Source organism: Akkermansia sp. BCRC 18949 (assembly GCF_045011645.1).
Taxonomy (GTDB): Bacteria; Verrucomicrobiota; Verrucomicrobiia; order Verrucomicrobiales; family Akkermansiaceae; genus Akkermansia; species Akkermansia massiliensis.
In genome coordinates, this window is record NZ_CP123619.1 from 1,596,303 (window position 1) to 1,622,913 (window position 26,611).

22 protein-coding genes are annotated in these 26,611 nt (G+C 58.1%); 11 read left to right on the plus strand and 11 right to left on the minus strand.

What is annotated here, in order from left to right; translation table 11 throughout:
• Positions 1-138: 138 nt before the first annotated feature.
• The 4 genes from P8A25_RS06615 to P8A25_RS06630 form a co-directional block, all read right to left on the minus strand.
• Positions 139-600, minus strand: a complete 462-nt coding sequence (locus tag P8A25_RS06615; protein WP_102722299.1) for a hypothetical protein — start codon at positions 598-600, stop codon at positions 139-141.
• Positions 601-789: 189 nt separating this feature from the next.
• On the minus strand, positions 790-2,328 hold the full coding sequence (locus P8A25_RS06620; protein WP_251827977.1) for a glucose-6-phosphate isomerase: 1,539 nt from the start codon (positions 2,326-2,328) through the stop codon (positions 790-792).
• 24 nt (positions 2,329-2,352) lie between these two features.
• On the minus strand, positions 2,353-3,441 hold the full coding sequence (locus P8A25_RS06625) for a tetratricopeptide repeat protein (RefSeq protein WP_215442602.1): 1,089 nt from the start codon (positions 3,439-3,441) through the stop codon (positions 2,353-2,355).
• A gap of 95 nt (positions 3,442-3,536) precedes the next feature.
• Positions 3,537-4,430 (minus strand): class I SAM-dependent rRNA methyltransferase, encoded by an 894-nt coding sequence (locus P8A25_RS06630; RefSeq protein ID WP_215442600.1) that lies wholly within the window; start codon positions 4,428-4,430, stop codon positions 3,537-3,539.
• Between the two features lie 48 nt (positions 4,431-4,478).
• On the opposite strand from P8A25_RS06630, the gene P8A25_RS06635 reads away from it, so the two are divergent.
• Positions 4,479-4,685, plus strand: a complete 207-nt coding sequence (locus P8A25_RS06635) for a hypothetical protein (RefSeq protein WP_404838609.1) — start codon at positions 4,479-4,481, stop codon at positions 4,683-4,685.
• Between the two features lie 99 nt (positions 4,686-4,784).
• Here the strand turns inward: P8A25_RS06635 and scpA are convergent, their stop codons facing one another.
• Positions 4,785-6,929, minus strand: coding sequence for a methylmalonyl-CoA mutase (gene scpA / locus P8A25_RS06640; protein ID WP_022396076.1), 2,145 nt, complete (start codon positions 6,927-6,929; stop codon positions 4,785-4,787).
• A 23-nt stretch (positions 6,930-6,952) separates the two neighbouring features.
• Entirely contained in the window at positions 6,953-9,007 is a 2,055-nt protein-coding gene (locus P8A25_RS06645; RefSeq protein ID WP_102728814.1) for a methylmalonyl-CoA mutase family protein, read from the minus strand.
• A gap of 204 nt (positions 9,008-9,211) precedes the next feature.
• Here P8A25_RS06645 and P8A25_RS06650 point away from each other — a divergent pair, with 204 nt between their 5' ends.
• From P8A25_RS06650 to P8A25_RS06670, 5 genes are read left to right on the plus strand one after another with little or no spacing between them, the layout of a single operon-like run.
• Complete coding sequence (locus P8A25_RS06650) at positions 9,212-11,830, plus strand: hypothetical protein (protein WP_215442596.1); 2,619 nt, start codon at positions 9,212-9,214, stop codon at positions 11,828-11,830.
• Positions 11,827-12,492: a hypothetical protein gene (locus tag P8A25_RS06655; RefSeq protein ID WP_022396073.1), complete on the plus strand. Its 666-nt coding sequence runs from the start codon at positions 11,827-11,829 to the stop codon at positions 12,490-12,492. Before P8A25_RS06650 ends, P8A25_RS06655 begins: the two co-directional genes overlap by 4 nt.
• A gap of 34 nt (positions 12,493-12,526) precedes the next feature.
• Positions 12,527-13,552: a prenyltransferase/squalene oxidase repeat-containing protein gene (locus P8A25_RS06660; protein WP_022396072.1), complete on the plus strand. Its 1,026-nt coding sequence runs from the start codon at positions 12,527-12,529 to the stop codon at positions 13,550-13,552.
• Positions 13,542-14,984 carry a hypothetical protein gene (locus P8A25_RS06665; RefSeq protein ID WP_102728812.1) on the plus strand — a complete coding sequence of 481 codons (1,443 nt, stop codon included), beginning with the start codon at positions 13,542-13,544 and terminating at the stop codon, positions 14,982-14,984. Before P8A25_RS06660 ends, P8A25_RS06665 begins: the two co-directional genes overlap by 11 nt.
• A 10-nt stretch (positions 14,985-14,994) precedes the next feature.
• Entirely contained in the window at positions 14,995-16,422 is a 1,428-nt protein-coding gene (locus P8A25_RS06670; RefSeq protein ID WP_102728811.1) for a hypothetical protein, read from the plus strand.
• Positions 16,423-16,481: 59 nt separating this feature from the next.
• Here the strand turns inward: P8A25_RS06670 and proC are convergent, their stop codons facing one another.
• The 3 genes from proC to P8A25_RS06685 all read right to left on the minus strand — a co-directional run bounded on the left by proC (position 16,482) and on the right by P8A25_RS06685 (position 18,914).
• Entirely contained in the window at positions 16,482-17,288 is an 807-nt protein-coding gene (gene proC, locus P8A25_RS06675) for a pyrroline-5-carboxylate reductase (protein ID WP_404838610.1), read from the minus strand.
• 157 nt (positions 17,289-17,445) lie between these two features.
• Positions 17,446-18,027, minus strand: a complete 582-nt coding sequence (locus P8A25_RS06680) for a DNA-3-methyladenine glycosylase I (protein WP_102728810.1) — start codon at positions 18,025-18,027, stop codon at positions 17,446-17,448.
• 11 nt (positions 18,028-18,038) lie between these two features.
• Entirely contained in the window at positions 18,039-18,914 is an 876-nt protein-coding gene (locus tag P8A25_RS06685; RefSeq protein ID WP_146017775.1) for an ABC transporter permease, read from the minus strand.
• 150 nt (positions 18,915-19,064) lie between these two features.
• On the opposite strand from P8A25_RS06685, the gene P8A25_RS06690 reads away from it, so the two are divergent.
• The 4 genes from P8A25_RS06690 to P8A25_RS06705 all read left to right on the plus strand — a co-directional run bounded on the left by P8A25_RS06690 (position 19,065) and on the right by P8A25_RS06705 (position 23,225).
• Entirely contained in the window at positions 19,065-20,012 is a 948-nt protein-coding gene (locus P8A25_RS06690) for a hypothetical protein (protein WP_022396066.1), read from the plus strand.
• A 79-nt stretch (positions 20,013-20,091) separates the two neighbouring features.
• Positions 20,092-21,141, plus strand: a complete 1,050-nt coding sequence (locus tag P8A25_RS06695) for a serine/threonine-protein kinase (RefSeq protein ID WP_102728808.1) — start codon at positions 20,092-20,094, stop codon at positions 21,139-21,141.
• A 159-nt stretch (positions 21,142-21,300) separates the two neighbouring features.
• Positions 21,301-22,320 (plus strand): hypothetical protein, encoded by a 1,020-nt coding sequence (locus P8A25_RS06700; RefSeq protein ID WP_102733160.1) that lies wholly within the window; start codon positions 21,301-21,303, stop codon positions 22,318-22,320.
• Between the two features lie 2 nt (positions 22,321-22,322).
• Positions 22,323-23,225 carry a hypothetical protein gene (locus P8A25_RS06705; protein ID WP_215442594.1) on the plus strand — a complete coding sequence of 301 codons (903 nt, stop codon included), beginning with the start codon at positions 22,323-22,325 and terminating at the stop codon, positions 23,223-23,225.
• A gap of 114 nt (positions 23,226-23,339) precedes the next feature.
• On the opposite strand, the gene P8A25_RS06710 is transcribed toward P8A25_RS06705, so the two are convergent.
• The gene (locus P8A25_RS06710) at positions 23,340-24,803 is read right to left on the minus strand and encodes a tryptophanase (RefSeq protein WP_215442593.1); all 1,464 of its coding nucleotides are present in this window, start codon (positions 24,801-24,803) and stop codon (positions 23,340-23,342) included.
• Positions 24,804-24,955: 152 nt separating this feature from the next.
• Here P8A25_RS06710 and P8A25_RS06715 point away from each other — a divergent pair, with 152 nt between their 5' ends.
• Positions 24,956-25,549 (plus strand): M15 family metallopeptidase, encoded by a 594-nt coding sequence (locus tag P8A25_RS06715; protein ID WP_102722315.1) that lies wholly within the window; start codon positions 24,956-24,958, stop codon positions 25,547-25,549.
• Here the strand turns inward: P8A25_RS06715 and P8A25_RS06720 are convergent.
• Positions 25,539-26,561: a DUF4105 domain-containing protein gene (locus P8A25_RS06720; protein WP_404838611.1), complete on the minus strand. Its 1,023-nt coding sequence runs from the start codon at positions 26,559-26,561 to the stop codon at positions 25,539-25,541. The genes P8A25_RS06715 and P8A25_RS06720 overlap by 11 nt on opposite strands.
• Positions 26,562-26,611: the final 50 nt, after the last annotated feature.

Genomic DNA, 26,611 nt, shown 5'->3' on the forward strand with positions numbered 1-26,611 from the left:
TAGGGTCGAGTAAGGATGCCCGCCGCCCCTCGCTTTGTCAACTCGAAATTGTACGGAAAACGGAAATGTTTTTTATGTTTTTTAGGGAAAAATATCTTCCGCTTTTTCTCCCCGTCTCCGTGCTCCCGGCTGCATTTTTCAAAGCGATTCCCGGAAGGAGGAATCCGGCTCGTAATAAAGGATATCTACGGGACATTCCACATAAATGGTGCCGCCCGTCCAACGGAGTAATGGAAGAATGATCCCCGGGATTCTATAGTTCCGGGTGCGGGCTACCGTCATTTTACCCTTGATCCGCACATTGGGAGGTTCCGAAATATAACAGATATCCTGAATTTGCTTCCTTGTCACCCGGTCGATGTCCAGGATTGCGCGGCCCGTAAAATGGTAGGATACATCCGTGGAAAAAACCAGAATATTGGAACTGAAGTTGCTGTACCCGGCCTTGCGGCATGCTTCCTCCCCCGCCCTCTGCAATTCTTGCGAGGCTGTGGAGGACAAAACGTTGGAAAGGCCTTTTATGTTCACAGGGCTTTCCTGGGTAATGGAGCAGGAGGAAAGAACCAGCAAGGAGCTTCCCGCCAGAAGAATAGGTTTCATGATTTTGAGAGAGAATATTAAATTAATCCGAGTTTTTCGGAACGTATAAGTCTCCGCCTGAAGTTGGGGTTCTTCAAGACAGCTTTAAGGATTCACGAGGACGCCGGCAGCGGCGGCAGTCCTTGTAAATAAAAAGCGTACGCTTATCAACCAGATAAGCGTCCGCCGGAAGGAATATGTTTTTTATTTTTACGCCTTGCAGAAGGTGTCTTCATCCGCGCAGGCGGCCTGGACCCACTTGACGGAGGAATCACTGGAGGCGATATGCACCAGGCAGTGGTACACGGCTTCCTGGTCCGCATCCAGCCGGGCAGCTACCTGGACGGCGGTTTCTGGGGTGGATCCAAGGGCCGCCCTTACTTTCCCCAGCAGGGCCAGGAAGGTCCCCGCGGCCTTTTTGCCGGCCTCCACGCCGGGCTGGTGGTAGGCGTTAATGTTCACGAGGGAGGCATAGAAGGAGACGGCGCGCTCAAACAGGGCGACCAGCATGCCGAGCGTTTTGGCGTTCACTTCCGGAATGGAGATGGTGATGGAGGAACGGCCGGATTCCGCCAGCGCCTGGCGGGTGCCGCGCAGGAAGCCCTGGAGGAAGTCTCCGCAGGTGGCGCCCGCTTCCACTTCCACCGCGTCCGCGGAACATTCCCGCACTTCGATAAAGGTGGCGAAGAAGTTGTTCACGCCGTCGCGGAGCTGCTGCACATAGGCGTGCTGGTCCGTGGAGCCCTTGTTGCCGTATACGGAGATGCCCTGGCAGACTTCGTTGCCATCCAGGTCCAGCCGTTTGCCGAGGGATTCCATAATGAGCTGCTGAAGGTATTTGGAGAAGAGCACCAGGGCATCCTTGTAGGGGAGAACCACCATGTCCTTTTCCCCCTTGCCGTTGGTGGCCTTGTACCAGGCCAGCGCCAGCTTCATGGCGGCGTTGCATTTCACGCAGTCCTGGCGGGTCTTTTCATCCATCAGGCGCGCGCCTTCCAGCAGTTCATCCACGTCCACGCCCTGAAGCACGGCGGGAACCAGGCCGACCACGGACATGACGGACGTGCGGCCGCCCACCCAGTCTTCCATCGGGAAGCGCTTGAGCCAGCCTTCCGCTTCAGCCGTTTTGTCCAGTTTGGAGCCCACCCCCGTGACGGCAACCGCCTGGGGCGCGAATTCCACACCGTTCTTTTTAAAGAAGTCCTGGGCCACCAGCATGCCGTTGCGGGTTTCCGGCGTGCCGCCGGATTTGGAGATGACGACGACGAGCGTTTCTTCCAGCGGCAGGGATTCCAGCACTCTGTACATGCCATCCGGGTCCGTGTTATCCAGGAAGAACATGTCCAGCCCAGCGGCCGGGATGGCGTCCGCCACCAGTTCCGGGCCAAGGGCGGAACCGCCGATGCCGATGACGAGGGCGGCGGAGTATTGTTCCGCGCGGGGAGGCGTGATTTTGCCGTCCAGAACATCCTGGCCAAAGGCCTTGACGTCCGCCAGAGGTCCATCAATGGCGGCTTTCAGTTCCGGCGTGGGAGCCAGTGCGGAGTTGCGCAGCCAGTAGTGGCCCACCATGCGTTTTTCATCCGGGTTGGCAATGGCGCCGGATTCCAGCGCCTTCATGTCGGCGAATGCCCTGTCTATCCGCCCCTGCATGGAGGACAGGAAGGCGTCGTCCAGAGGAAGTTTGGAAAAGTCAAGGGAGATGCCCAGTTCAGGGTAGCGAACGAGTTGTTGTGCGTATAGGCTCATGATAGTAATGGATTGGAAAAAGAGTTACTGGAGTTTTTTCAGGATGCTTTTGGCCTGCACGTCATCCTGGTCCGCCGCTTTCTGGAACCATTCCCGGGCCTTGGCCATATCCTTGGGCAGTCCAAAGCCGGTCTGGTACATCACGCCCAGGTTGTATTGCTCCGAGGCATAGCCTTCCGCCGCCGCCCGGTGGCGTATGCGGGATTGTTCCCGGGCTTCCGCGGCGGACAGGCCCAGGGCCCGCGCCGCATCCGGCCACGTGGCTCCGAATTTGGAGGCGGAAGGGGCATAGCCGGCAGCTCCGGCCTTGCGGTGCATTTCGTCCGCTTTTTTCTTGTCCCGCTTCACGCCGTATTTGCCCAGATCATACAGGAACGCCATGCCCCAGTAGCCGCGGGGGCTGCCCAGCTCCGCCGCCTGCTGGAAGCATTCAAAGGCGTCCTCATATTTTTTGGAGCCCATGGCGCGCACGGCATCGGAGATGTGGAGCTCGGCTTCCTTCAAGCCGGGGAATTCAGGGATGGCGGCCCATTCCCTTTTCAGTTCATCCCTGTCCCTTTTGGAGGCGGGGGGCATGCCGGACGGCCCGGAAAAACGGAAAAGGGGGAAGTAACCCTCCATGGCTCCCATGTTGCCCAGGCCGGACATCAGGAAGACGCCGGGAGATACCCTCCACATGTGCATGTACTGGATGCGGCCTTCTTGAAGGGATTCCTTGGCCACCCATTCCGGCATGTTCGCCGGTTCCCCGAATTTTTCCGTCAGGCCCACCAGAAGAGCCTTGTAGGCGGATTTCAATTTGGTTTCATACTCGGAACCGCGGCATTTGCTCCGGGAGTAGAAGACAACGGCCCTCAAGCCGCCGGAGGGGTCATAGTCAAAGTTCAGGGAAAAGGTCTGGCCGCCGATGGACTGTTTGGTCTTAAATACGCCGTTGAGGCCGGTGCGTGAAAGGAGGGCATCCGTGGGCGGCCCTTCAAGCTGCTTGCTCTGCCTCAGGGTTTTCAGCACCTGGTCCTTGTCCATTCCCACTTCCAGGTTTTCATAGAGGGCGGCAAGCAGAGGGGCGCACGTAAGCGCGAAGAGTCCCGCAACATAGGCTAGTTTTTTCATAGAAAAAGTAATTGGGCGGTTTCCTACCAGACCGGGAGGGCTTTCAAAAGGATAAAATGCGTCAGCGGAGGTGAGGAAAATTTTTCATAAAATATTCATTTCCAATCTATCCACAATCTTTTCAGATAATCCTCTCCGGTGAAGTCCGGAGGCATGGGATCATGGGTCAGCCGGAAGCCGGGAAGAGCCTCCGCCACCATCCTGCGGAAGTCCTCATGGCTCAGCTTGCGGCAGTTGCTGGTGCACAGCATCCAGCCGCCGGGTTCCAGGCATTCGCGCGCCTGGGCCACCAGTTCCCCGTAGTGGGATTCCACCCGGAACACCCTTCCCCGGTCATCCCGGGAGAACGTGGGGGGGTCCAGAATAATGCCGTGGAAGGAGCGGCCCTGCCTGGCGAACCGTTCCAGCCAGCGGCGGACGTCCCCCTTGCAGAAGTACTGGGTGGAGGGATCAATGCCGTTCAGGCTGAAGTTTTCCCTGGCCCAGTCCAGGCAGGGCTGCGCCAGGTCCAGCGTGGTCGTCTGAGCCCTTCCCAGGGCGGCATATACGGAAAAGGCCCCGGTATAGGCGAAGGTGTTCAGCACCCTCATGCCGGGTCTGCTCCGTTCCCTCACCTGGCGGCGGTGGTCGCGCTGGTCCAGAAAGATTCCCTGGGAATAACCGGTGGACATGTCTATTTTGAAACGCACGCCCTGCTCCGTGACCGTAAATTGCAGGGGGAGTTCCGGTCCGGCTATTTGCACGGGCGCTTCTTTCTGGTTCTGTTCCAGCTTTTTGTGGAATACGGGCATGCCCAGTTCACGAAGTTCGCGTTCCAAATCCGTGGGGATGGGGCAGTCCCGCGTGGAGACCAGAACGCGGTCCCCCATCTGGTCCGCGAATACGTCCGGGCGACCGTCCCCTTCCCCGTCAATCACGCGGAAGATGTCGGTCTCGGCAGGAATCAATACTTTTTTGCAGTCCAGGCAATGGCGGTAGGTGCGGCTCACGGCGGGACGAGACTACGGAATTTGACGGCGGGGGGCAATGCAAAAGCAATGAAAAGGGGGGTTTTGGACCAGAGGGTCCTGTGGAGGCAGTGTTGTTCCATTGCCGCGGAAATGGACTTCATGGACTTCATGGACTTCATGGACTTCATGGACTTCATGGACTTCATGGACTTCATGGACTTCATGGACTTCATGGACAAAGTAAAGATTAAGTCCATTCTGTCCATCAGGTCCATTTACTGCCATTCCGGATGAAAGCTCCCTATGGAGAGAGTCCGGGGAGCTCACAAAAAAGGGAGCCGGATCCCGTGATCCGGCTCCCTGATGATTGAGGCTGTTTTTCCAACGAGGGCCTTAGTCGGCGTATTGTTCGTTGAGGGCTTCCATGATTTCCTTGGAGGCTTCCGGGATGTTGGTGCCCGGGCCGAAGATGGCCACCGCACCGTGTTCCCTCAGGAAGTCATAGTCCTGGGCGGGGATGACGCCGCCGCAGAAGACCAGGATGTCCGGACGGCCCTGCTTGGCGAGTTCCTCCACCAGGGCGGGCAGCAGCACCTTGTGGCCGGCGGCCAGGGAGCTCATGCCGATCATGTGCACGTCGTTTTCAATCGCCATTTTGGCGGTTTCTTCCGGCGTCTGGAAGAGCGGGCCTACGTCCACGTCAAAGCCGAGGTCGGCATAGGCGGAGGAGACCACCTTGGCGCCGCGGTCGTGGCCGTCCTGGCCCATCTTGGCGACGAGGATGCGGGGACGGCGCCCCGTGCGTTCGGCGAAGTCGTCCGTCATTTTGCGGACTTCCTCCACCAGCGGATCTTGACCATAGGTTTGAGCGTACACGCCGGTAATGAGTTTGATTGGTGCTTTGTGGCGCCCGAAGTGTTTTTCCAGGGCGGAGGAGATTTCACCCAGGGAGGCGCGGGCCTTGGCCGCCTTGATGGCAAGGTCAAGGAGGTTGCCTTCCCCCGTGCGGGCGCATTCGGACAGGGCTTCCAGCGCAGCTTCGCATGCGGCGGAGTCACGTTCCGCGCGCAGCTTCTGCAGGCGGGCGATCTGGGCGTCCCGGACGGTGGTGTTGTCCACTTCCAGAATGTCCATCTTGGCTTCCTGTTCCAAACGGTATTTGTTGACGCCGATGATGGGCTCCTTGCCGGAGTCAATGGCGGCCTGGCGGCGCGCCGCGGCTTCTTCAATGCGCATCTTGGGCAGCCCGGTTTCAATGGCCTTGGCCATGCCGCCGAGTTTTTCCACTTCCTGAAGGTGGGCCCAGCCCTTGCGGATGAGCTCATTGGTCAGGTATTCCACGTAGTAGGAGCCGCCCCACGGGTCGATCACCTTGCAGATGGTGGTTTCATCCTGAAGATGGAGCTGGGTGTTGCGGGCGATGCGGGCGGAGAAGTCCGTCGGCAGGGCGATCGCTTCGTCCAGGGAGTTCGTGTGCAGGGACTGCGTGTGGCCGCAGGCGGCGGCCAGGGCTTCAATGCAGGTGCGGGTCACGTTGTTGAACGGGTCCTGCTCCGTGAGGGACCAGCCGGAAGTCTGGGAGTGCGTGCGCAGGGCCAGGGATTTCGGGTTCTTGGGGTTGAACTGCTTGATGAGCTTGGCCCACAGCACGCGGGCGGCGCGCATTTTGGCCACTTCCATGAAGTAGTTCTTGCCCTGGGCCCAGAAGAAGGAGAGGCGCGGGGCAAAGGCGTCAATGTCAATGCCGGCCTTGATCCCGGTGCGCACGTATTCCAGGCCGTCCGCAAGCGTGTACGCCATTTCCAGGTCCGCCGTAGCGCCGGCTTCCTGCATGTGGTAGCCGGAGATGGAAATGGAGTTGAATTTGGGCATGTACTTGGAGGTGAACTCAAAGATGTCCGCAATGATCTTCATGGAGGGATCAGGCGGATAGATGTAGGTGTTGCGCACCATGTATTCCTTGAGAATGTCGTTCTGGATCGTGCCGGAGAGCTGGTCCAGCGTGCAGCCCTGTTCCTGGGCGGCCACGATGTAGAAGGCCAGCACGGGCAGCACGGCGCCGTTCATGGTCATGGAAACGGACATTTTGTCCAGCGGAATGCCCTTGAAGAGGATTTCCATGTCCAGGATGGAGTCCACGGCCACGCCGGCCTTGCCCACGTCACCCACCACGCGGGGGTGGTCGGAGTCATAGCCGCGGTGCGTCGCCAGGTCAAAGGCGATGGAGAGGCCCTTCTGGCCCGCCGCCAGGTTGCGGCGATAGAAGGCGTTGGATTCCTCCGCCGTGGAGAAGCCGGCATACTGGCGCACGGTCCAGGGACGAGCCACGTACATGGTGGCATACGGTCCGCGGAGGTTGGGGGCCACACCGGCCGTGAAGTCCAAGTGCAGGCAGTCGTCGTACACGCTTTCCGAGTAGGTGGGCGGCACGGGAATCTGTTCATTGGTCATCCAGGTTTCCGTTCCGGAAGCCGTGGCCGGGGCGCCGGCCTTGATTTCAGGATAGGAGGCGGATGCAAAATCAGGAATATTGCTCATTGAATGAAATAGGTTGGTGGTTGTTAGAGGCCGATCTTGTTCTGGATAGCTTCAACGGTGTTGTAGCAGTTGGCCTTGACGTGGATGAAGATATCCACGCCGGCTTCCTTGAACGCTTCCACATGGTCGGCCGGATAACCGGCGAGGGCCACCATCATGTCCGGCTTGATTTCCTTGAGCGCCTTGCAGAAGGCGGGAACGATTTCCGGATAGGTGTCGTCCGTGGAGCAGATCACGCACACGGCGCAGCCGCTTTCCGCAGCCGCCCTGGCCGCGTCTTCCGGGGTCTGGAAGCCGGACGGGTAAACCACGTCCAGGCCGCCGGCGCGCAGGAAGTCGCGGGAGAAGTCCGCACGGGCCTTGTGCTGGCGCAGCGGGCCCATGTTCGCGAAGAATACCATCGGGCGGGAGCCTTTTTCCTCCACCCAGGCATCGGCCTTGGCAAGCAGGGATTCAAAGCGTTCCGCCAGGCGGCGCTTCGGCAGGGCTTCCATTTCCAGCGGTTCGCCGCACTTGCAGTCGGCGCCGGCCACGAGAGCCTTGTTGATAAGGCAGGTGGAGAAGCCTTCACTGGCGGCCTTGCAGGCGGAGTCCACGCTCATTTCCACTTCCGGGAGCTGCACGTCCGCATTTTTGCAGCAGCCGTGTCCCTTGGGAGCGGCGCAGGCGGCGCCTTCCGGCGTTTCCAGCTTTTTCTCCGCCAGGTTGACGTACTGGTTGACGCCCACGATGGATTGGCGGCGCTGGTCGGCCAGCTGATAGCGCTTGGCGGCGGTAGCGTTCACGCTCTTTTGAATGGAACCGGCCTTGAGGGCCTTGATGATGCCGCCTTCCTTTTCAATGCCCTGGAAGACGTCCCAGATTTTCCGGGAGGCTTCGTCCGTCAGGTTTTCCAGGTACCAGGAACCGCCGGCGGGGTCCACTACCTTGTCCAGGTTGCATTCGCCCAGCAGAATCAGCGGGCAGTTGCGGGCGATGCGGCGGGAGAATTCGTCCGGCATGCGCACGGCCGCGTCAAAGGGCAGCACATCAATGCTGTCCACGCCGCCCATGATGGCGGAGAAGGCCTGGGCGGAGCCGCGCAGAAGGTTGACCCACGGGTCCACCTTGGAAAGGGTCCAGAAGGAGGTGCGGGCATGAAGCTTGATTTTGGCAGCTTCCTCACTGCCGCCGCATTCCTTCACGATGATGGCCCAGAGTTCGCGCAGGGCGCGGATTTTGGCGATTTCCAGGAACAGGTTGGCTCCAATGGAGACCGTAAAGCGCATGTGCGCGGCAGCTTCATTCACGGAGATGCCGCGTTCCTCCATGGCGCGCAGGTAGGCCACAGCGGTAGAGAGCATGGAGCCCACTTCTTCAAAGGAGGAAGCGCCGGAGTCCGCATAAGGCAGTCCGCTGACGCCGATGGTCTGGAAGGCGGGAGCGTTGGCGACGGCCCATTTGGTCATCACCGCCATCTGGTCATAGTAGGCGCAGATGCCCTTCCCCCCGCAGAGGGAGCCCTTCATCACGGCCTTGCCCACCGGGTCGTACAGAACGCCGCCCTTGAGGTCCGCCGTGTTGAATCCGGCCGCCTTGTACGTGTTCAGGAACATGGAGAAAGTGCCCAGGCCGCAGGAGCCGGGCGTGATGTACACGGGCAGCTTGTCAAGCTGCACACCCTTGAGAGCGGTATCCCAGTCGGCCTGCTTGCGCAGCTTCAAGCCGCACTTGCAGTTGAGCTGGACGTTCACGGCAGTGAGGCCGCGGTCCAGATCGTGCAGAAGCTTGCCGTTGAAATCTTCCGGAGTGGAGGCGGGAATGCTCTGGGCAATTTCGCAGGGCTTTTCCATATAGCCCAGGGCGCGCGTTCCGCGGCGGTACGGGAATTGCCCGGCAGGCGCCACCGGAGCGTGTTCATCCCATTTGTTATAGATGGGATGCAGAGTGATTCCCTCCACAAGCTTGGTAAAAAGCTTCTTGTCAAAGTCAGCCCCTTTCAAGGCAGCGACGGCTGCCTCACGCCATTCGGCGTATGTGGCTGGTGCGAATTCTCCGAAGTCAACCTCCGGAGCCGTTGTTTTGTTTCCCTGTTGCATGGCGAAGTCAATGGGTAAGGCCTAATATGTTGGTTTTTAGTCATGCGCAAACCAGGCCAGATTTAAAGCGCAGCGTTATTTTAGGAAATCAAACTATAAAGTCCAGCGAGAAAAACACTCCAAGCCCAATGAACGCGAATTTACCACATCACGCGCGGCGAGCTTGCAAAAACGATGTAAATAGCGTAAATACCAGGATTAAGCATGCCCCCTTCAACTACCGTCAAACTTCCTGCCCAGCTGGTCAGGCAGCTTCACTCCTTCCGCCGCCGCCTCAGAACGGTTAAGATGCTGGAAGCCGTATGCCTTGCAGGCATTGCCGTGATCCTTTCCTACGTTCTTCTGTACCTCTCCGACAGATTGTGGGAAACGCCCTCCGCCGTGGGCTGGATTCTTTTTTTCACCGCCATGGCCGGCCTGGCGGTGTTTATCCCGTGGTGGAGCTTCCGGTGGGTGTGGCAGAGGCGCACGGAGGCCCAATTGGCGCGCCTGATTTCCCGGACGGATGCGGCGCTGGGGGACCGGCTCCTGGGCGTCATCGAACTGGATTCCGAAAAGTACGGGCGCCAGTACAGTTCTGAAAAATTGAAAGCGGCCGCCATGGAACAGGTGGCCCGCGAAGTGTCCGCGCGGGATCTGACGGTGAATATCCCCAGGCCCAGCCACAAGAAATTGTTCGTCCTGCTGGCCATCCTGGCCTTATGCACGGCAGGCGTATGCCTGGTGAGCCCGGAAGCGGCGGGGAACGCCCTGGAACGCTGGCTCCAACCGTTCGATCCTCCGGAACGCTATACGTTCACCCAGCTGGACCCTACGCCGGATTCCCTGGTCATTCCCCTGGGGGAAAGCTACCTGTATGAGCTCAAACTGGCGAACGCCACCAAGTCCCGCCCGCAGACGGCAGAGTATTTCTTCCGCAACAGGGTGCGCCAGCAGGCCCCCCTGACGGACGGCGTGTATAAAATCCACATTCCTCCCATGCAGCAGGCGGACAGGCTGGAGTTTTTCGCGGGGGACGTCGTGCGGCGGCTGAAAATCATTCCGAAGGCCCGCCCCTCCCTGCTGGGCGCTACGGCCACCGTGGCCTACCCCGCCTATATGGCGCGCCCCGACGGGCAGGAGGCCATGCGCGCAGGCGTCATTTCCGCCCCGGAAGGCTCCACGCTGACGTTGAAGGTGACTGCCTCCCAGAACCTGGCATCCGCGGCGGACGCGCAGGGTAAGCCGCTCCGCGTGGAAGGGAGCAGCGTTGTCATTCCGGATATCCGCCTGGAAAAAGACCCCAGGGAAATAGAACTCACCTGGACGGACAGCGACGGCCTTGCGACCTCCCAGCCTGTGCGGATACGCCTGGAACCCATTGAGGACAAGCAGCCTTCCATTTACCTGAGAGGAGGGGAGAATGACCGCTACGTGCTGGAAGACACCAGCATTGAATTGGAGGTGGAGGCGGCGGACGATTTCGGCCTCCGGGAAATGGGGGTGGAATGGCAGGGGGAAAAATCTTTTTATGACGATGAGGAAGAGAACGCCGCCGCTCCGGACCCGGCCAAGGCAGGCAAGCCCGTTCCCGGCCTGCGCGGGGAAAAGGTTCTGGCGGACGGCCATCCCACCCAGGCCAGCCTGAAAGGGACGTACCTGTTCCAGGCCAGGGCGCTGAAATTGTCCCCCCAGCGCGTCGTCGTGCGCGGGTTCACGCAGGATTACAAGCCCGGGGGAAAACGCGTTTATTCGGAACCCATGATCATCTTCGTCCTTTCCAAATCAGAGCATGCCCAGATGATCCGCAATGAACTGGAACGCATCACCAGCGAGCTGGAGGGGATGATCCGCCGCATGGACGCCATGACGGACGAGGCGAAGCGCCTGAAAGGAATGGAAGGCAGTGAATTGAAAAAGGCGGAGTCCCAGGAACGCCTGCACGCCCTGGCGGATGAAGAACAGACCAACAGGCGCGAATTGAGCGACCTGCTCAACCGCTCGGAGGACCTGTTCAAGGAGGCCTCCCGCAACCCCCAGATAGACCCCTCCGGCATGAAGGAGTTCATGAAGGGCATCTCCATGCTCAAGCCCATTCCCAACGGCCCCATGAAGAAGGCGCAGAAGCAGTTCCGGGATTCCGCCTCCGAGAACCGCTCCGAACAGGAGAGCCGGAAGGACCTGGACGACGGGGAGAGCTCCCATTCGGACGCCACCCAGGCGCTTAAAGACGCCATGAACCAGCTTTCCAAGTCCGCGCAGGACATGGAGGCCAGCACCTTCGTGGCGCGGCTCAAGCAGGCCGCCGCCAAGGAGGATTCCATCGCGAACGCGCTTGCCGGCCAGATCAATATCATTGTGGGCATGACCATGGATGAACTTGACCCCTCCACCAAACGGGAGATGGAAACCATCGCCACCCTTCAAAACGCCTCCACGCAGGACATCGGCTGGATTCTGGAAGACCTCAGCTATTACAAGTCCCGCACCGGGGAACGCATTTACAGCGACCTGTACAACCAGATGAACGCCTTCTCCCTCCGCGAGAAGCTGGACCTGGTGCACGGCAACATCCTGAACGCGATTACGGCCCGCTCCATTGACGAGTCCCGTCTGTATGCCTCCACCCTGCGCCACTGGGCCAAGCTGATAGACGATTACAAGAAGAGCCGCGGCGGCGGTGGAGGCGGAAGCGGCGGTGGCGACCAGGCCTCCATTTCCGACGCCGAGTTCGAGTTCATGCTGAAAATCATCCGCATGATCCAGCAGGAACAGGACATCCGCATGCGCACCCGCGCCGCCGAGCAGGAACACCGCAAAACCCTTACTGCGCCAGCCCCATGAATACCGTGAACCTTTCCGCCCTGATTCTGGCAGTTTCCCTGCCCTGCGCCGCCGCTCCGGAGCCCGCTCCGGAATATTCCGCCAAGCACAAGGAAACGGCCTCCAAGCTGGCCGGACAACAGGACGAACTCCAGGCGGACACCTCCGACCTGATCCTGGGAGAAACCAATGAGAATGTGGTGGACCTGCTGAAAAAGTGCCGCCATGCCATGAATGACGCCGTGGACCTGCTGGAGGTTTACAATACGGGCGGCCAGACTCTGGCCGCCCAGTCGGACGTGATTGAGCTGATCTACCAGGCCGCCAAGGCCAAGATGACCGGAGCCGGCGGACAACCCAAGCCCGGAGGACAGGCCCTGATGGACATGCTGCGCCAGCTACTGGGCATGGACAACGATTCCCAGTCTGCGGAACAGCAGGACGGGGAGGGAGAAGGCGAAGGAGAAGGACAGAACGGCTCCCAGAAAGGCAAGGGAAACAATCCCGGACACGGAGCGGACGGAAAATCCAACATGGCCTCCACCCAGGAGAAGGGTGTTTCCAATCCGGACATGGCTACGGAAACGCGCTCCGTTCCCAAATCCACCGGCATGTCCGCGGACGACATGCCCTCCGAATTCCGCAAGGCGCTGGACGCCTACAACAAAACCCTTCAGAAGTAAACATGCACGCCCGCCGGGCGGCTCCCGCCCGTGAATGAACAATAACTCCCTTTCCCCCATGAAAAAGGCCCCCATCCTCCTTACCGTTCTTCTCGCCTGCTGCATGGCGGCCGCGCCGCAGAACGCCGCTGCCCAATCCTCCATGAGAACGTCTTCCCCCGTGCCGCCCCAGGTGGAGCTGATGTACGTGAAGGGACTCCGTTACCTCCAGAACGCCCAGAAGACGGACGGCACCTATGATGGCACCTACGGGCAGGAGCCCGGCATCATCGGCTTCTGCCTCATGTCCGTGCTGGCCCACGGGGACGACCCGAACACGGGGCCGTACGCCACCATGGTGCGCCGCTGCGTGAATTACATCCTTTCCAAGCAGAACAGGGGATCCGGCTACATTGGGGATTCCATGTACAACCACGGTTTCGCCACGCTGGCGCTGGCGGAGGCCTACGGCATGGTGAGGGACGACCGCATAGGCCCCGCCCTCCGGAAGGCCGTGGCCCTGACGCTGACCGCCCAGAAGAAGAACAAGACAGGAGGCTGGCGCTATTCCCCGGAGTCCACGGATGCGGACAGCACGGTGACCGGCTGCCAGATCGTCTCCCTGTTCGCGGCGCGCAACGCGGGCATTCCCGTGCCGGACGAGGCCTTTGAACGCGGCCTCAAGTATATGGCTTCCTGCCGTGACAAGAAGGGCGCCTACGGCTATACCGGCCCGGCGGGTCCCCGCGTCACCCTCACCGCCATCGGCTCCCTGACGCTGTCCCTAGCACGCCTCAAGACGGACCCGTCCTTCAAGGATTCCCTGGCCTACCTGAAAAAGAACCTGAATTACCGGGATTCCTCCTACCCGTTTTATTTTGAGTATTACATGTCCCAGGCCCTGTTCCATGCGGACCAGGAGGTATGGAAGGAATGGAATTACAAGAACATGCGCTACCTGGGCGCCTCCCAGGCACCCAACGGTTCCTGGCTCTCAGACCATTCCGCAGCGTATTCCACCTCCGCGGCCCTGCTTTCCCTGGCGCTCAATTACAGATTTTTACCCATCTATGAACAATAGAATCCGCCTTTCCCTTCTGCTGGCTCCGGCCTGCCTGCTGACCGCCTGGGCCAATTCCGTCGTAGACGTGGTCACGGACAGCAATTACCGCCTCCGCGGGGAAATCGTCTCCTACGGCAAACAGGGCATCGTCATCAAGCACCCGGCCATGCGCCAGAACGCGGTCATCCTCCCGTCGGAAATCCGCGCGCTTTATTTCACAGGCACCTCCTCCCCGGACCTGCGAGCCAGGGACAAGATTTTCATGGCCACGGGGCATCGGGACATCATCCCGTGCAACATCATCTCCATCACGCAGGACAAGGTGCAGTACCGGGACATGCTGGGCAACGAGCGTTCCATCCCCCGCGACCAGGTGGCCGGCTTCCGGCTGGATACGCTCCAGGAAAAGGGCTTCTGGCAGGAACCCCTGATTTTCGACAACAGCTGGGTTTATTCCGGCAACCGGGAGGACGATTACCGCACCCAGTCCGGAAGAAAACTGATGAACGCCCTGAAACCGAAAATCCAGGGAGACAAGTACCAGTACCGGCTGGGCAACAGCGACTACCCCACCTGGATTCCCCTGTACAAGAACATCGGCCTGGATCCTTCCTCCTTCACCTTCCGCACCACCATGACGATGGACGGCAACAACGATCGCGCCGGCATTGTCTTCTGCTTCGGAGGGAACGAGAACATTCCCTTCCGGTCCAATTCCGGCAGCAGCCTGAACAGGCTCATGCTCAGCATCGCTCCCGGCAAATGCATCCTTCTCCGGGAACAGAAGTCCGGCATCATCGTGCTGGGGGAAGTGGACATCCCCACCCCTACCCTGACGGAAGGCGTGGATATCAGGCTGACGGCCTCCCGGCAGGGAGAGAACGAGCAGGTTTACGAGCTACTGGTGGGAGACCTGCCGCCCAAGCTGATGACGGACCCCAGCCCCCCGGAACAACCGTTGCAGGGGGACGCCTTCGGCCTCCAGATGGAAGGGCACGTCTCCCTGACCATCAGCAGGCTGGCCCTTTCCTCCATTACCCTGAGCGCCAAATCCGTGACCAAGAATGGAAATGCCGCAACGGACCTTGTCCTGACGAAGGAGGAGGACGCCATTCCCGGTTCCATCAGCAGCTACAACAGCAGGAATAAGACGCTGACTCTTTCCACGGACAAGGAATATCCGGGCATTCCCCGGGAGCTTTCCATCCCCGCCAAGTATCTGGATACCGTCTTTTTCGCGGAGCAGAACAAGAAGGACGATTCCCGCTCTGCGGCATGCCACAGCATTCTGATGAAGGACGGCTCCCGCCTGCACGGCAACATCCTGAGCATGGATTCCCTGAGAATCATCCTGCGGCATCCGCAGCTCGGGCAGATTTCCCTGCCCCTGAAAAACATCACCCGCGTGGAGTTTCTGAATTCCGCACAGCCATCCCGCTCCACCCCCTGATATATCCGCCATGAAACAAGCAATAACGCTTTTCCTGGGCGCCTGCGCCCTGCTGGCCGCCGTCCTTCCGCCCGGCTCACGGGCGGAAGGGGTCATTACGCTTAAATCCGGGGAAAAACTGCCGGGCAGCCTGGACACGCTGGACAGCCCGTACCTGAAAGTCCGCTCCAGCATTCTTTCCAAACCCGTGGATGTCAACCTAGAGGAGCTGGACGAGCTGGTTTCTTCCCGTCCGCTGGAGATACCGGAGCAGTTTTCCGTCATCAGGCTCGCCAACGGGGACGAGTTTTACGGCACCCTGAAGGCGCTGGATACGGAGAGCCTTCAACTGCAAACCGCGTGGGGCGGCCTGCTTCCCGTCAACAGGAAGTACGTGCGGCACATCGGGTTCGACTCCCAGAAAGCCTACCTGCGCAACGCGACGGAATCCCTCCAGGGCTGGAAGTCCTCCGCCAACAGCATGCTCCCGGAATGCCGCAACGGGTACTGGATCATGCGCGGCTCCAACAATACGGAACTGCAAACCTCCTTCCCCATGCCGTCCCGCCTCCATGTACAGTTTTCCCTTTACCATACCAATACGTTCCGGATCAATCTCTCCCTCTGGCAGGACTCCAACTCCGGAAGCAGCATTGACCTGGGCCTCTCCCTGGAAAAGGCGGAGCTCTCCAAGAATAGTTCTGGCCAGTACCGGACGCTGGGGAGGGTCAAAAGGAACACGGAGCGGAACTGGTATGCCGACAAGAGCGTCAAGCGTTCCGACGTTCATTTTTACGCCGACCCGGAAAAAGGCAATTACTACCTATACGTCAACGGAGAACAGGTTGGCCGGTGGGAGGAGGTCAAGGACATGGACAATATCTTTGAGAATGAAAGCGGGGACGATGAGGAAGAAGACGGGGAAGCCTCCAAAAAGCATGAATTCAAACCGGGCAATACTCTTGCCGTGAGCGGTTACGACGGCTTGAACATGGCCGTGTTCAACCTGAACGTGTTTGACTGGAACGGCGCCCTCCCCTACCTGGCGGAGGAACAGGACATCATTTCCAAGTACGACACGGACGCCTCCAGGGACAAGGCCCTGCTGGTGAACGGAGACGTGCTCCGGGGAGCCATTTCCCTCCAGGAAAACGGCTCCATCCGCATCAAGTCGGACCACTATGACGTAACCATCCCCACCGCCAAGGTGCGCGCCTTGGACCAGAAAAGCCAGGAGGAGAAGAAACTGCCGGAGGACGGCGCGGACACCCGCGTTTTCCTGACGGACCAGAGCATCCTTTCACTGAACCTGGAGACCCTCAGGAACGGCTTCATGGAAGGGCGTTCCGCAGCGCTGGGAAAAGTCAGAATCCCGCTGAAATCCATCCGGAAAGTCCAGTTCAACCTGCAAAGCCCGGAGCTCCGGAAGCAGAGGGAAACGCCGTTCCGGAACAGGTAAAGGCGCGCCGCACGCGTTTTAGCCAATCCGGTTCCCGGGAGCGTTTAAGAGCGCATGCGTCAATGCTCCTCCATTTCCTCCGCCCGCCGCACGGCGCTTTCCACCGCCTGAATCCAGGCATTGCGGAATCCGCATTCGTCCAACGCGTTCAGGGCGGCAATCGTGGTGCCTCCGGGGGAAGTCACCTCATCCCGGAGCGCCATGGGATGCTTCCCGGTCTGTTCCAGCATGAGGGCGGAGCCCCGCATGGTTTCCACGGCCATTTCCAGGGCGGTTTTCCTGGGCAGTCCCATGGCTACGCCGGCGTCCGAAAGAGCGTCCAGCACCGTAAACATGTAGGCGGGCCCGCTGCCGGAAATGGCGGAAACAGCGTTCATCCTGGCTTCCTCCACCTTGTAGACGGAGCCGCAGCCGGAGAGCAGCCGCCGGGCCGCCTCCTCATCTTCATCCGTCACGGCGGCTCCCGTGCTGTAGGCGATGACCCCGGCCAGCACCATGCACGGGGTATTGGGCATGGCGCGCACGATGCGCGTTCCGTCGCTGGCGCAGGCTTCCATGTCATCCAGGGAGATGGCGGCAGCGATGGAGATCAACAGCGGCAGCTCCTCCCCCCGTTCGGAAAGGGAGGAAATGAGGGAAAGTACGCCGTGCGGCTTAACGGCCAGAATCAGGGCCTCCACAGCGTCCGCCGCATCCGCCTCCGTGGCCGCTTCATGCACGCCGGGGTATTCCTGCTGAAGGGCCTGCACGTTTTCATGGTGGTGGTCGTACACCCAGACTTCCTCCGGGGACACCGCTCCGGCTTTCAGCATGCCGCGCAGGAGGGCGCCGCCCATTTTTCCCAGTCCAATGATACCTGTTTTCATGGTTGATGATTTTCTTGCGGTCAAAAATATAAACGGTTTATAGAAAATAAAGATATTAATTACAACCTGTGAAAGTGAAAGATAAACTTTTGCACCTGTTTCCTCCAGCTTTCAGTGGCAAATTATTCGTAAAAATTGTAAACGGTTACGCTCCAGTCTATTCCGCCTGATTTACTTTGCAGAAGCAGCCTTCCACATGGTCGTTCACAAAGCCGGCCGCCTGGAAAAAAGCGTAGCACATCGTTGAACCGAAGAATTTGAAGCCTCTCTTTTTCATGTCTTTGCTCATGGCGTCAGATTCGGGAGATGTGGCGGGGATTTGGCTTAGGGTCTTGAAATTGTTAACAACAGGCTGACGGCCGGGGAAGAATGAAAGGGCATACTGGTAGAAACTGCCGAATTCTTTCTGAACAACCATAAACAGTTTCGCGTTATTGACTGTGCTATTGATTTTCAAACGGTTTTTGACGATTCCATCAAATTGCATCAACCGGTCGATGTCTTCCGGCGTCATTTGCGCTACTTTCTCCACATCAAAGCCATGGAAGGCTTCCCGGTATCCTTCGCGTTTCCGGAGGATAGTAATCCAGGCTAAGCCTGCCTGGGCGCTTTCAAGCACCAGAAATTCAAACAAGGTTTTGTCGTCGGTAACGGGTTTGCCCCATTCTTCGTCATGGTATTTTATATATAGTTCGTCTGTTCCGGCCCAACCGCAACGTGCATTGATGATGTCTTCCATACTTTTCCAGGTTAAAATTCCTTTTTCCTGAACAGCCATGCGGCCAGCGTCATGTGAAAGACGAAGTACCCCAGCGTAATCAGGGCCAGACTGCCGAACAGGGAAAGGGGAATGGTCTGCCCGTTCAGGGCGGAATCCGTTACGGAATAAATCTGGAAATTCGGAAAGATGAGGGCAAACAGCCTGCTGCCCGCCATTTCCCACCAGGAGATGCCTCCCGTTCCGGAGCCCACCCACAGGGAGAGCGCCTGCGTCTGGAACAGCCCCGCCAGATAGACCATGAACGTCAGCAGCGCGCTGATGATGGTTCCGTTCGTCATGCAGGACATCAGCAGCGTGAGGGAGGAGAGGACCACGAATTCGCACATCATGACGCCCAGGCCCGTCTGCACGTTCCAGGTAGCGCCCTGGAGGCGGATTCTGTCCAGGTACGGCTGCATTTCCTCCACCGTATAGCGGCCTTTCAGGGAGGCGATCTGCTCCGCCACCACCGTATCCGTCCGCAGCCACAGCACCAGCGTCATCACGGCGTCCATCAGCAGCACGGCGATCAGGGTGAGGGCCAGCACCCCCAGCACCTTCCCCATCAGGTAGTCGATGCGAGGAACCGGCTTGCACAGGATGGTGTACAGGATGCGGTCTTCCGCGTCCTTGGGGATAATCAGGGCCGTGGCCGCCACGCAGAAAAAGAGGCCGAACACCCGCATGGCGCCGTAAGCGGAGTTTTTCAGCAGAACGAGTTCATTGATTCCCCCGGTTTCCGGCCCCAGCACCGCGCTCAGGCGGAAGGAGCTCAGGGCCAGCAGAGCCACGGCAAAGAGGCCCAGAAAGAGAAACACCTTCATCCGCACGAGCTGCGTGAAGGTGGTACCGGCGATTACGGCCATGCGCCTGGGCGAAGGTATATAACCGGAGGTAATCCATGCCATGCGGACCATCTTGCCGTATTCCGGAACAAATAAAAGAGCTTTTTATTTCATGTGCTGAACTCCTTCCGCCTTGAAGAAGCTTCCCTCCCGTGTTCTCATGGGGCGCGTATGAGTCTACGATCCCAGTTGGAAGAATTGCTTCCGGAACTTTTGCCTTCCGACCCGGCCCAGGCCATCAAGGGGACCGAACTCATCCGCCTGGTGCGCCTGAGGCTGGGTGAGGAGTATTCAGACGCCTCCCTGCGCTACCATTTCTCCTTCATGGCCTCCGAGCCGGACTCGGAAATCGCCAAGGTGGAGCGCGGCCAGGGCTATTACAGGCGCGTTCGGGACCGGGACGGCAAACCGGCGGCCAGGGGGCTGCTGCCCCTGTTTCTGGGGGAAAACGAACCGGACGCGCTGAACTGCCGCGCCAAGGCGCTGGCCCTGGCCGTGCGCCAGTATGATACCACGGGCCGCGGGGTTTTCGTGTTCAGCACCAGTGAAACGGGAACCTCATGGGTGAAGCCGGACCTGGCCGTCGTGGAATGGCCGGATGGGGAATGGGAGGGGAACGCGCTGGTCTTCGACCAAAGCGCGCTCCAGCGCCGCCGCATGATCGGAGCGCCCATGATGGGCATCCGCAGCGTCTGCGTGGCCCGCATGCCCGGAGGAGAAGACGGCAGGAGGGAGTTTTTCAGGACCCTGGCCACGTCCCGCTGGGCGCAGTGCGGGGAACTGGTCATCGTGGGGGAACTTCCGGATGATTCCGAATGCGCCGCCCTGCGCGGACTGGCCGCCGAATTCGGCGTAGGCGTCGTGTGCCTGGAAATTGCAGACGAACGCCTGTGCGAACTGCCGGGGGCGGAAGAGATTTTCAAGGCAGGGGACGAGGAATGCGCCGCCCTGCTGGCGGAGCTGACGCCCGTGCGCCTGGCTTCCAGCCGCCTGAAGGCGCTGGAGGCCGATACCGGGGAAACCCTGGGCGGGGAATTCGGCGCCCTGTTCGACTGGCTGGCCGCCTGCCTGGAACGCGGCAGCGTGGAGGAATACGAATTCCGGGTTTCCTGTTATTGAATACGGCAGAGAGATTCTTGACAGAACTTGCGTATTGAATTAAAGATTTTCCCGGCCCCAACCCGCCCTCCCCCCTGACATGGAACAAGAAACCCTGGTTTACCCGCTTGCGAACAATACCGTTCTGCAAGACAAGTATACGATATTGAATGTGCTGAACGCCGGAGGCTTCGGCATTACGTACCTGGCGCTGGACAATCCCCATTCCCGGTACGTCGTCATCAAGGAATGCATGCCGGACGCCTACGCCTTCCGGGACATGGAAACCGGCTTCGTCCACCCGCGGGACGAACAGGCCGCCGTCAACTTCGCCCAGAGCATTTCCAACTCCCGGCAGGAGGCTTCCGTCCTGGCCCAGCTCAACCACCCCGGCATCGTGCAGGTGTTCGACATGTTTGATGCCAACGGCACCTGCTATTACGTTATGGAAAACATCCAGGGGCAGACCCTGTTCGACCTGATGACCACCATGCACGCCACCGGACAGAGCATGGAGCCGGCACGGGCCACGGACCTTCTGTTCCGCCTGCTGGACATCCTGCACTACCTTCACGCCATGGGAGTTTACCATTGCGACATCAAGCCGGGAAACATCTTCATCCAGCCGGACGGCACGCCCAAGCTGATCGACTTCGGCGCCGTGCGCACCAAGACCCTCCAGCACCAGGGCCTCGTCCAGATCACTCCCGGCTACACGCCGCCGGAATTCTACCCCGGACGCCGGAGCGAAATCGGCCCCTGGTGCGACATGTACGAGCTGGGCGCCACGTTCTACGAATTGCTTACGGGCCAGGTTCCCCACCCGGCGGACCAGCGTTCCGTGGTGGACCGCAACCCGAAGGTGACCAGTTACGCGGCCCTGCGGAAGACATACCCCATGAACTTCCTTTCCGGGATTGACAAGGCCCTGTCTCCGGATGAACGCAGCCGCTTCCATTCCGCCAAAGCATGGAACGATTACATCAACGCCATGGCGGCCGCAGGAACCCTGCAAGCCGGAGGAGTGGCGCGGAAAGCCCTGCCCAAGGCCAGAAAGAAATCTTCCGCAGGCACCGCCTTCGTCATCATCCTTCTCATCGCGGCGGCGGCCGTCTGGATATGCTGGAAGCAGGGCCTGCTTCAATTTTAAATCCTATCCTGACTTTTTATTGTCAAAAACAATAAAAATCGCCTCTGTTATTACAGAAAAAGGGTGATTCCTTCGCCGGGGCAAATGTTATACATTCACTATTGATGAAATTTTATATTGATCAATGCATCATTTTTTCTTAGCCTTTGCCTTCTCATAATGACTATGTTTTCTCGTCCAATATGTTACACCAATAGTAATCGAATTACTATACAATATGTCTGCAAGATTCTCATTCTATTTGTTCTATGGTCGACAGCTGGGGCAGAAGATGCTGAAAACGAAGAAATAGAAGGTCTTAAAATTGTATCGAAGACGGAACTTCATTCCGCAAAATTCAATATGGGAATCAGCAAGGATTCCAAAGAAGATGACCTAAAACGCCAAACCATTGGAGTAGGAGAAACAATCACCATTAGTTTGGAAGCGAAACCAGCCTTGATGGGAGACCCTAAAAAACTGGAATGGATCGTCACGGATGAAGAAGGTGTATTGATTCTTCCTGAAAAAATGAAAGGAATCACATCTTTTGATGCTCAAGCTAAACCAACAGCAGAAAAAAACGGACAGGTTACGGTTACAGTAAAAACAGAAGGGGGATTAGTATCCAAACCATATTCTCTTAAGATTGTCATCCCTGAGGGAGCAAAGGTACAAAAACTCAAGGAAGGCCAGGATACTCCTCCTCAAATTCAGGAACAAATGCCGGGAGTTCCCTTTGCTTCAGCCTGGATGATTATCCAATTAACCATTCATCCTCTTGACGTAAATTTCTCAAAAATGAAAATCAAGGAAATAGACGAAGGATATGTCAATCCCCAGCATAATAAAAACAATCGTCCACCACATAACCCCAATCCCAAGCCCGTGGAAATTCAGCAGACTAACCAGTTTAAGGACGAAATAGCTCTTGATTTGCCGATCACCAAAGATCAATTAAACATTCTGGATAAGGAAAACCCGATGACATGGGGACACAAATGCTGGTTCAGGTTAGTGTCGGCACAATCAAACGGTAATGATCCAGAGTTATGTGCGGGCGTCGCACGTGGTATTATGAATTGCAGTATTTCCAAAACAAATAAGGATATTACAATAGAAATTGATAAATTCCACTCTGAGAAAAATCCGGTTAAGGTACAAAAAACAACCCCTATTCCGAATAATTTAAATAACTGATCATGAAAAGTATTTTTTTCATTTTGCTTGCTCTGGGTATGACCGAACCGATAAACGCCAATCTCGTCAAGATCAAGACCGTTCATCCTGTTCCCGTTAATCCAGAGCCTGCCAAGCTCAATCCTGTCAAGCTTGATCCATCCCTGAAGCCACCGTCATCCTTAAAAAATCTTCCTCCGCGCCCTGAAGAATTCAAAGAATTTGAAAAATTACTCAGCCAGGGCGATATGAAGAGTTTCTATAATACGGCTGAGAAATTATACAGAAAAATCGGTTGTATAAATGAGACTTCCGCCAGTAAAGAAATGATTTCATATCAATTATGGCTCTTCTACTATTTGGGAGCAGCTCCTATTGGTTATCAAGACCTGAGCCATCCTTCTAAGGAAAATATTTCTCCTTTCATCGGTTCCAAAAACGATATTCTACTAAAGCATTGGGTATTTGATTCTATGCTTTTCCTAGATCATTCAAAGATCGCATCAAAACTTGATATTCGAGAAAGGGAGATAAATCTTCTTACTGCATCCTATGCTTCAGCTTATATTAAGCAGTTCCGTTCCGTAGCCAATAACGGATTCAGCGATACATTCCCAACGGAAGACGAGATATTCGGGAAAGAATATATCCGAGGACAGTTTGAAGCACGCAGACGTTACAGTGACATGTATGTCACTGCCCAAAACCGCCAGTTAAGTGCAAAATCTAATCTGGAACGCATGGAAAAACTCTGGATGACAATTCTTATAAAGCATTTTTCCAACAGCAAAGCGGATATTCTTAAATTCATCCGCATGGCAGGGTACCGGGACGGGGAAATGGTAGATCTGTTTGACAGGACGGTGGGCCGCGGCCCAAAGACAGACTTCATCTACAAGGGATTCCGTAAAAACGACTTGCGCTAACACTTCTTTTATCAAAAAACGGAAAATATTTTTTAAATTATTTTTCTTTAGAAAAACAAGGCCGGACGCGTGGATCCGGCCTTGTTTTTTATTCCAGTAGATCGTGAGATTTTTTTACAGGCTTTCCCCGAAGTCCTGGCGGTACTTGGCCGCCAGTTTTTCAGGCCAGTCGCTCTTGGCGCGGAGCTTGCCCATGAAGAAGCGCAGCACGGGCGGTTCCTCCACGAATTCCAGGCCGCCGATCAGGTCGCGGTTGTCGTAGAGCCATTTCATGCGGTCCGCCACGTATTTGACCTGGGACAGCGTGAAGACGCGGCGCGGGAAGGCCAGGCGGAGCAGTTCCACATCCGCCAGAATGTCGTCGCCGTTTTCGTCACGGACGCTGGAGAGCGTGCCGCGTTCCATCCCGCGCACGCCGGAGGCGATGAAGAAGGCCGCCGCCAGGGCCCCGGCAGGATAGTCCTCCTGCGGAATATGGGGCAGGAAGCGCCCGGCGTCAATATGGGCGCCCAGGCCGCCCGCGGGGGTCACGCAGGGAATGCCCATGTCCACCATCTGGCCGATGAAGTATTCAATGAAGGAGGGGCTCTGGGAAATCACGGTCAGGTCCGTGGTTTCATACAGGCCCACGGCCATGGCTTCAATTTCACGCACGGAGATGCCGCCGTAGGTCAGGAAGCCTTCAAACAGGGGAACCAGGTGCTCCATTTTCTTGGCGATGGAGCGGTCGTTCGTGCAGATGCCGCCGCCGCGGGAGGAGGAAACCTTGCGGGCGGAGAAGTATACCAAGTCCGCCAGGCCGCACATGGTTTTCAGGATGTCAGCGCAGGAGGAGTCCTTGAACTCGTCTTCACGCATCTTGATGAAGTAGGCGTTTTCCCCGATCAGGGAGGCGTCCAGCACCAGCATGATGCCGAATTCGTCGCAAATGCCGCGGATTTCACGCATGTTGGCAATGGAGAAAGGCTGGCCGCCGATTAAATTGGTGGAGGCTTCCATGCGCACGAAGGGAATTTTGTCCGCCCCGTGACGGGCGATGCAGTCCCGCAGCTTGCCGGGGTCCAGATTGCCCTTGAAGGGATTGGTGCTGACCGGATTGACGGCTTCATCAGCCACCAGTTCCTCAATCTTGCCGCCGTTCAGGTCAATATGGGCGTGCGTGGTGGTGAAATGGTAGTTCATGGGAACCACGTCCCCGGGCTTCACGAAGGTGCGGGCGATGATGTTTTCACAGGCGCGGCCCTGGTGGGCGGGAAGCAGGTATTCCTTGCCGAAGACGTCCCATACGGCCTGCTTCAGGCGGTCAAAGCTCTGGGAACCGGCATAGGCGTCGTCCGCACGGAACATGGCGGCGATCTGGTTGTCGCTCATGGCGTTGACGCCGGAATCCGTCAGCATGTCCAGGTAAACGTCGTTCGTGCTGAGCTGGAAGGTATTGAACCCGGCTTCCTGCGCGGCTTCCAGACGGCGTTCCACGGGGACAAGATGCAGCTTCTGCACCACGCGGACTTTATGCAGTTCCAGGGGAATTTGTTCCCCATTGTAAAATTTGACAACGTTGGATGGTTCTGAATTCATAAAATAAAAGGTGAATAAAAGTGTAGCAGAATGAGTCCTTTCCGCAACATAAAAGACACCCCGCTTCTTTTTCTCCCCTTCCGGAAAGGCAGGAATGCCGCTGGCAGGAAAAATGTGGAACTTACGGGAGGAAACCCCTAGCGTGAACTCCTATGAAAGAACACTGGAAATTGATTCAACAGCATCTGGGACTAGATGCGGACGGCATCCCCGGTCCCCGGACGGCGCAGGCCCTGATGGAAAAACTGGGCATCCGCCAGCCGGAACATTCCTGGCCCAGCCAGGAGGAAGTGCGCTCCGGGAAGTCCGTCTTCGGCCGCGCGGGGGATGAAAGCAACATGACCAGCATCCGGCTGCCATATATCATGCGGCTGGCATGGGAGAGGAACACGACCGTTTCCACCATGCGCTGCCACAAGCTGGTGGCGGAACCGCTCCTCCGCATTTTCCGGGCCACCCTGGACCATTACGGCATGGAGAAGATACGGGAACTGGGGCTGGACCTGTACGGAGGCTGCTTCAACAACCGCTCCATCATCGGCGGGAAGGCCACGTCCATGCATGCCTGGGGCATCGCCGTGGACATGGACCCGGACAGGAACGGCCTGAACATCCCTGCACCGAAAGCGGTACTGTCCGGACCGGAGTACGCGGCCTTCTGGCAGTTCGTGGAGGCGGAGGGGGCCGTATCCCTGGGACGCGCACGCGATTACGACTGGATGCACTTCCAGTTCGCTACTCTTTGACCGGAGCGGACGGGTCCGTGCGCCAGCCCTCCTCCCAGCGGCGGCGGAGGGCTGCCCAGTCCAGCCCTTCCCCGCCATGCCCCAGGAAGGAGCGTTTTTTCAGTTCACGGAAGTTTTCTCCGGGCAGATGGAGCAGCTCCCCCCGGTCATAGGCGTCCTGGTCGCACATGCCGTTGAAGAGGGGCGTCCACTGCCAGCGGCGCACGCCCAGGTAGTTCTTGAACGTATCCACCAGCTCCGTCGTGCAGTTGGCGGTGACGGTGTTGTAGTAACGCGGGCGTTCGTGGAGGCTATTGATTTTTTCCGCAAAGCCCAGGAAGGCTTTTTTCAGGTTTTCCCTGCCGATGTTGATGCGGTACAGGTACATGTCCTCCTTCCGGTAGCTGGTGCGCAGGCCGAACAGGTCTTCCTCGTCCGCCAGAATGTAAATCACGTTAAATTGCTTGTAGAGGCCCGGAATGGTCCCCTGCTCCACCCCTTCCGGCAGGCGCGTTTCCACGGAGAGGGCCAGATGCCTTCCGTCCTCAAAGCCGAAGGAGAGCATGGTATGGGCCACAAATCCCATGCCGTCCCAGTGGCTCACGGCGAAGTCCAGCGTGGACAGCTTGTCCAGGTCAAAGCGGCGCGTCACGTAGCGCGCGTCGAAGTCCCGCTCCGTCCGGTAGACGAAGCTGCGCACGTCTTTCACCACGATTTCATTCCCGTTGATTTCCACGGCGGGCAGGCGGCTCCAGGACGGCTGCCACTCCTTACCGTTCGTCGCAGGAATGCACAGGTAGTACGCCAGCAGCAGGGCCAGCACACCCCAGGAGGCGCGCCAGAATACGGGCCGCTTCCTGCGGAAAACAAAAGCGCAGGCCATGGCGGCTACGTAAAGCCATACCAGAACGGCGCCGCCCCATACATTGTAAAATACCACGCCCGCCGCCCATACGGAGAGGCCGAACCACGCCGCAAACATCAGGACGCGGGCGGCTATCAGGCCCGCATGGCGCAGGGAAGGCAGGTGCATGGAAGATGAAAAAAGAGGCCGCGCGCTCCGGTTCATGAAACGCGCGGCCC

What these genes read in the sequence shown, in the direction of transcription:
- P8A25_RS06615 (WP_102722299.1), bottom strand. Translation starts at nt 600, where the DNA reads ATGAAACCTATTCTTCTGGCGGGAAGCTCCTTGCTGGTTCTTTCCTCC.
- P8A25_RS06620 (WP_251827977.1), bottom strand. Translation starts at nt 2,328, where the DNA reads ATGAGCCTATACGCACAACAACTCGTTCGCTACCCTGAACTGGGCATC.
- P8A25_RS06625 (WP_215442602.1), bottom strand. Translation starts at nt 3,441, where the DNA reads ATGAAAAAACTAGCCTATGTTGCGGGACTCTTCGCGCTTACGTGCGCC.
- P8A25_RS06635 (WP_404838609.1), top strand. Translation starts at nt 4,479, where the DNA reads ATGAAAAGGGGGGTTTTGGACCAGAGGGTCCTGTGGAGGCAGTGTTGT.
- scpA (WP_022396076.1), bottom strand. Translation starts at nt 6,929, where the DNA reads ATGAGCAATATTCCTGATTTTGCATCCGCCTCCTATCCTGAAATCAAG.
- P8A25_RS06645 (WP_102728814.1), bottom strand. Translation starts at nt 9,007, where the DNA reads ATGCAACAGGGAAACAAAACAACGGCTCCGGAGGTTGACTTCGGAGAA.
- P8A25_RS06650 (WP_215442596.1), top strand. Translation starts at nt 9,212, where the DNA reads ATGCCCCCTTCAACTACCGTCAAACTTCCTGCCCAGCTGGTCAGGCAG.
- P8A25_RS06655 (WP_022396073.1), top strand. Translation starts at nt 11,827, where the DNA reads ATGAATACCGTGAACCTTTCCGCCCTGATTCTGGCAGTTTCCCTGCCC.
- P8A25_RS06660 (WP_022396072.1), top strand. Translation starts at nt 12,527, where the DNA reads ATGAACAATAACTCCCTTTCCCCCATGAAAAAGGCCCCCATCCTCCTT.
- P8A25_RS06665 (WP_102728812.1), top strand. Translation starts at nt 13,542, where the DNA reads ATGAACAATAGAATCCGCCTTTCCCTTCTGCTGGCTCCGGCCTGCCTG.
- P8A25_RS06670 (WP_102728811.1), top strand. Translation starts at nt 14,995, where the DNA reads ATGAAACAAGCAATAACGCTTTTCCTGGGCGCCTGCGCCCTGCTGGCC.
- proC (WP_404838610.1), bottom strand. Translation starts at nt 17,288, where the DNA reads ATGAAAACAGGTATCATTGGACTGGGAAAAATGGGCGGCGCCCTCCTG.
- P8A25_RS06680 (WP_102728810.1), bottom strand. Translation starts at nt 18,027, where the DNA reads ATGGAAGACATCATCAATGCACGTTGCGGTTGGGCCGGAACAGACGAA.
- P8A25_RS06685 (WP_146017775.1), bottom strand. Translation starts at nt 18,914, where the DNA reads ATGGCCGTAATCGCCGGTACCACCTTCACGCAGCTCGTGCGGATGAAG.
- P8A25_RS06690 (WP_022396066.1), top strand. Translation starts at nt 19,065, where the DNA reads ATGAGTCTACGATCCCAGTTGGAAGAATTGCTTCCGGAACTTTTGCCT.
- P8A25_RS06695 (WP_102728808.1), top strand. Translation starts at nt 20,092, where the DNA reads ATGGAACAAGAAACCCTGGTTTACCCGCTTGCGAACAATACCGTTCTG.
- P8A25_RS06700 (WP_102733160.1), top strand. Translation starts at nt 21,301, where the DNA reads ATGACTATGTTTTCTCGTCCAATATGTTACACCAATAGTAATCGAATT.
- P8A25_RS06705 (WP_215442594.1), top strand. Translation starts at nt 22,323, where the DNA reads ATGAAAAGTATTTTTTTCATTTTGCTTGCTCTGGGTATGACCGAACCG.
- P8A25_RS06710 (WP_215442593.1), bottom strand. Translation starts at nt 24,803, where the DNA reads ATGAATTCAGAACCATCCAACGTTGTCAAATTTTACAATGGGGAACAA.
- P8A25_RS06715 (WP_102722315.1), top strand. Translation starts at nt 24,956, where the DNA reads ATGAAAGAACACTGGAAATTGATTCAACAGCATCTGGGACTAGATGCG.
- P8A25_RS06720 (WP_404838611.1), bottom strand. Translation starts at nt 26,561, where the DNA reads ATGCACCTGCCTTCCCTGCGCCATGCGGGCCTGATAGCCGCCCGCGTC.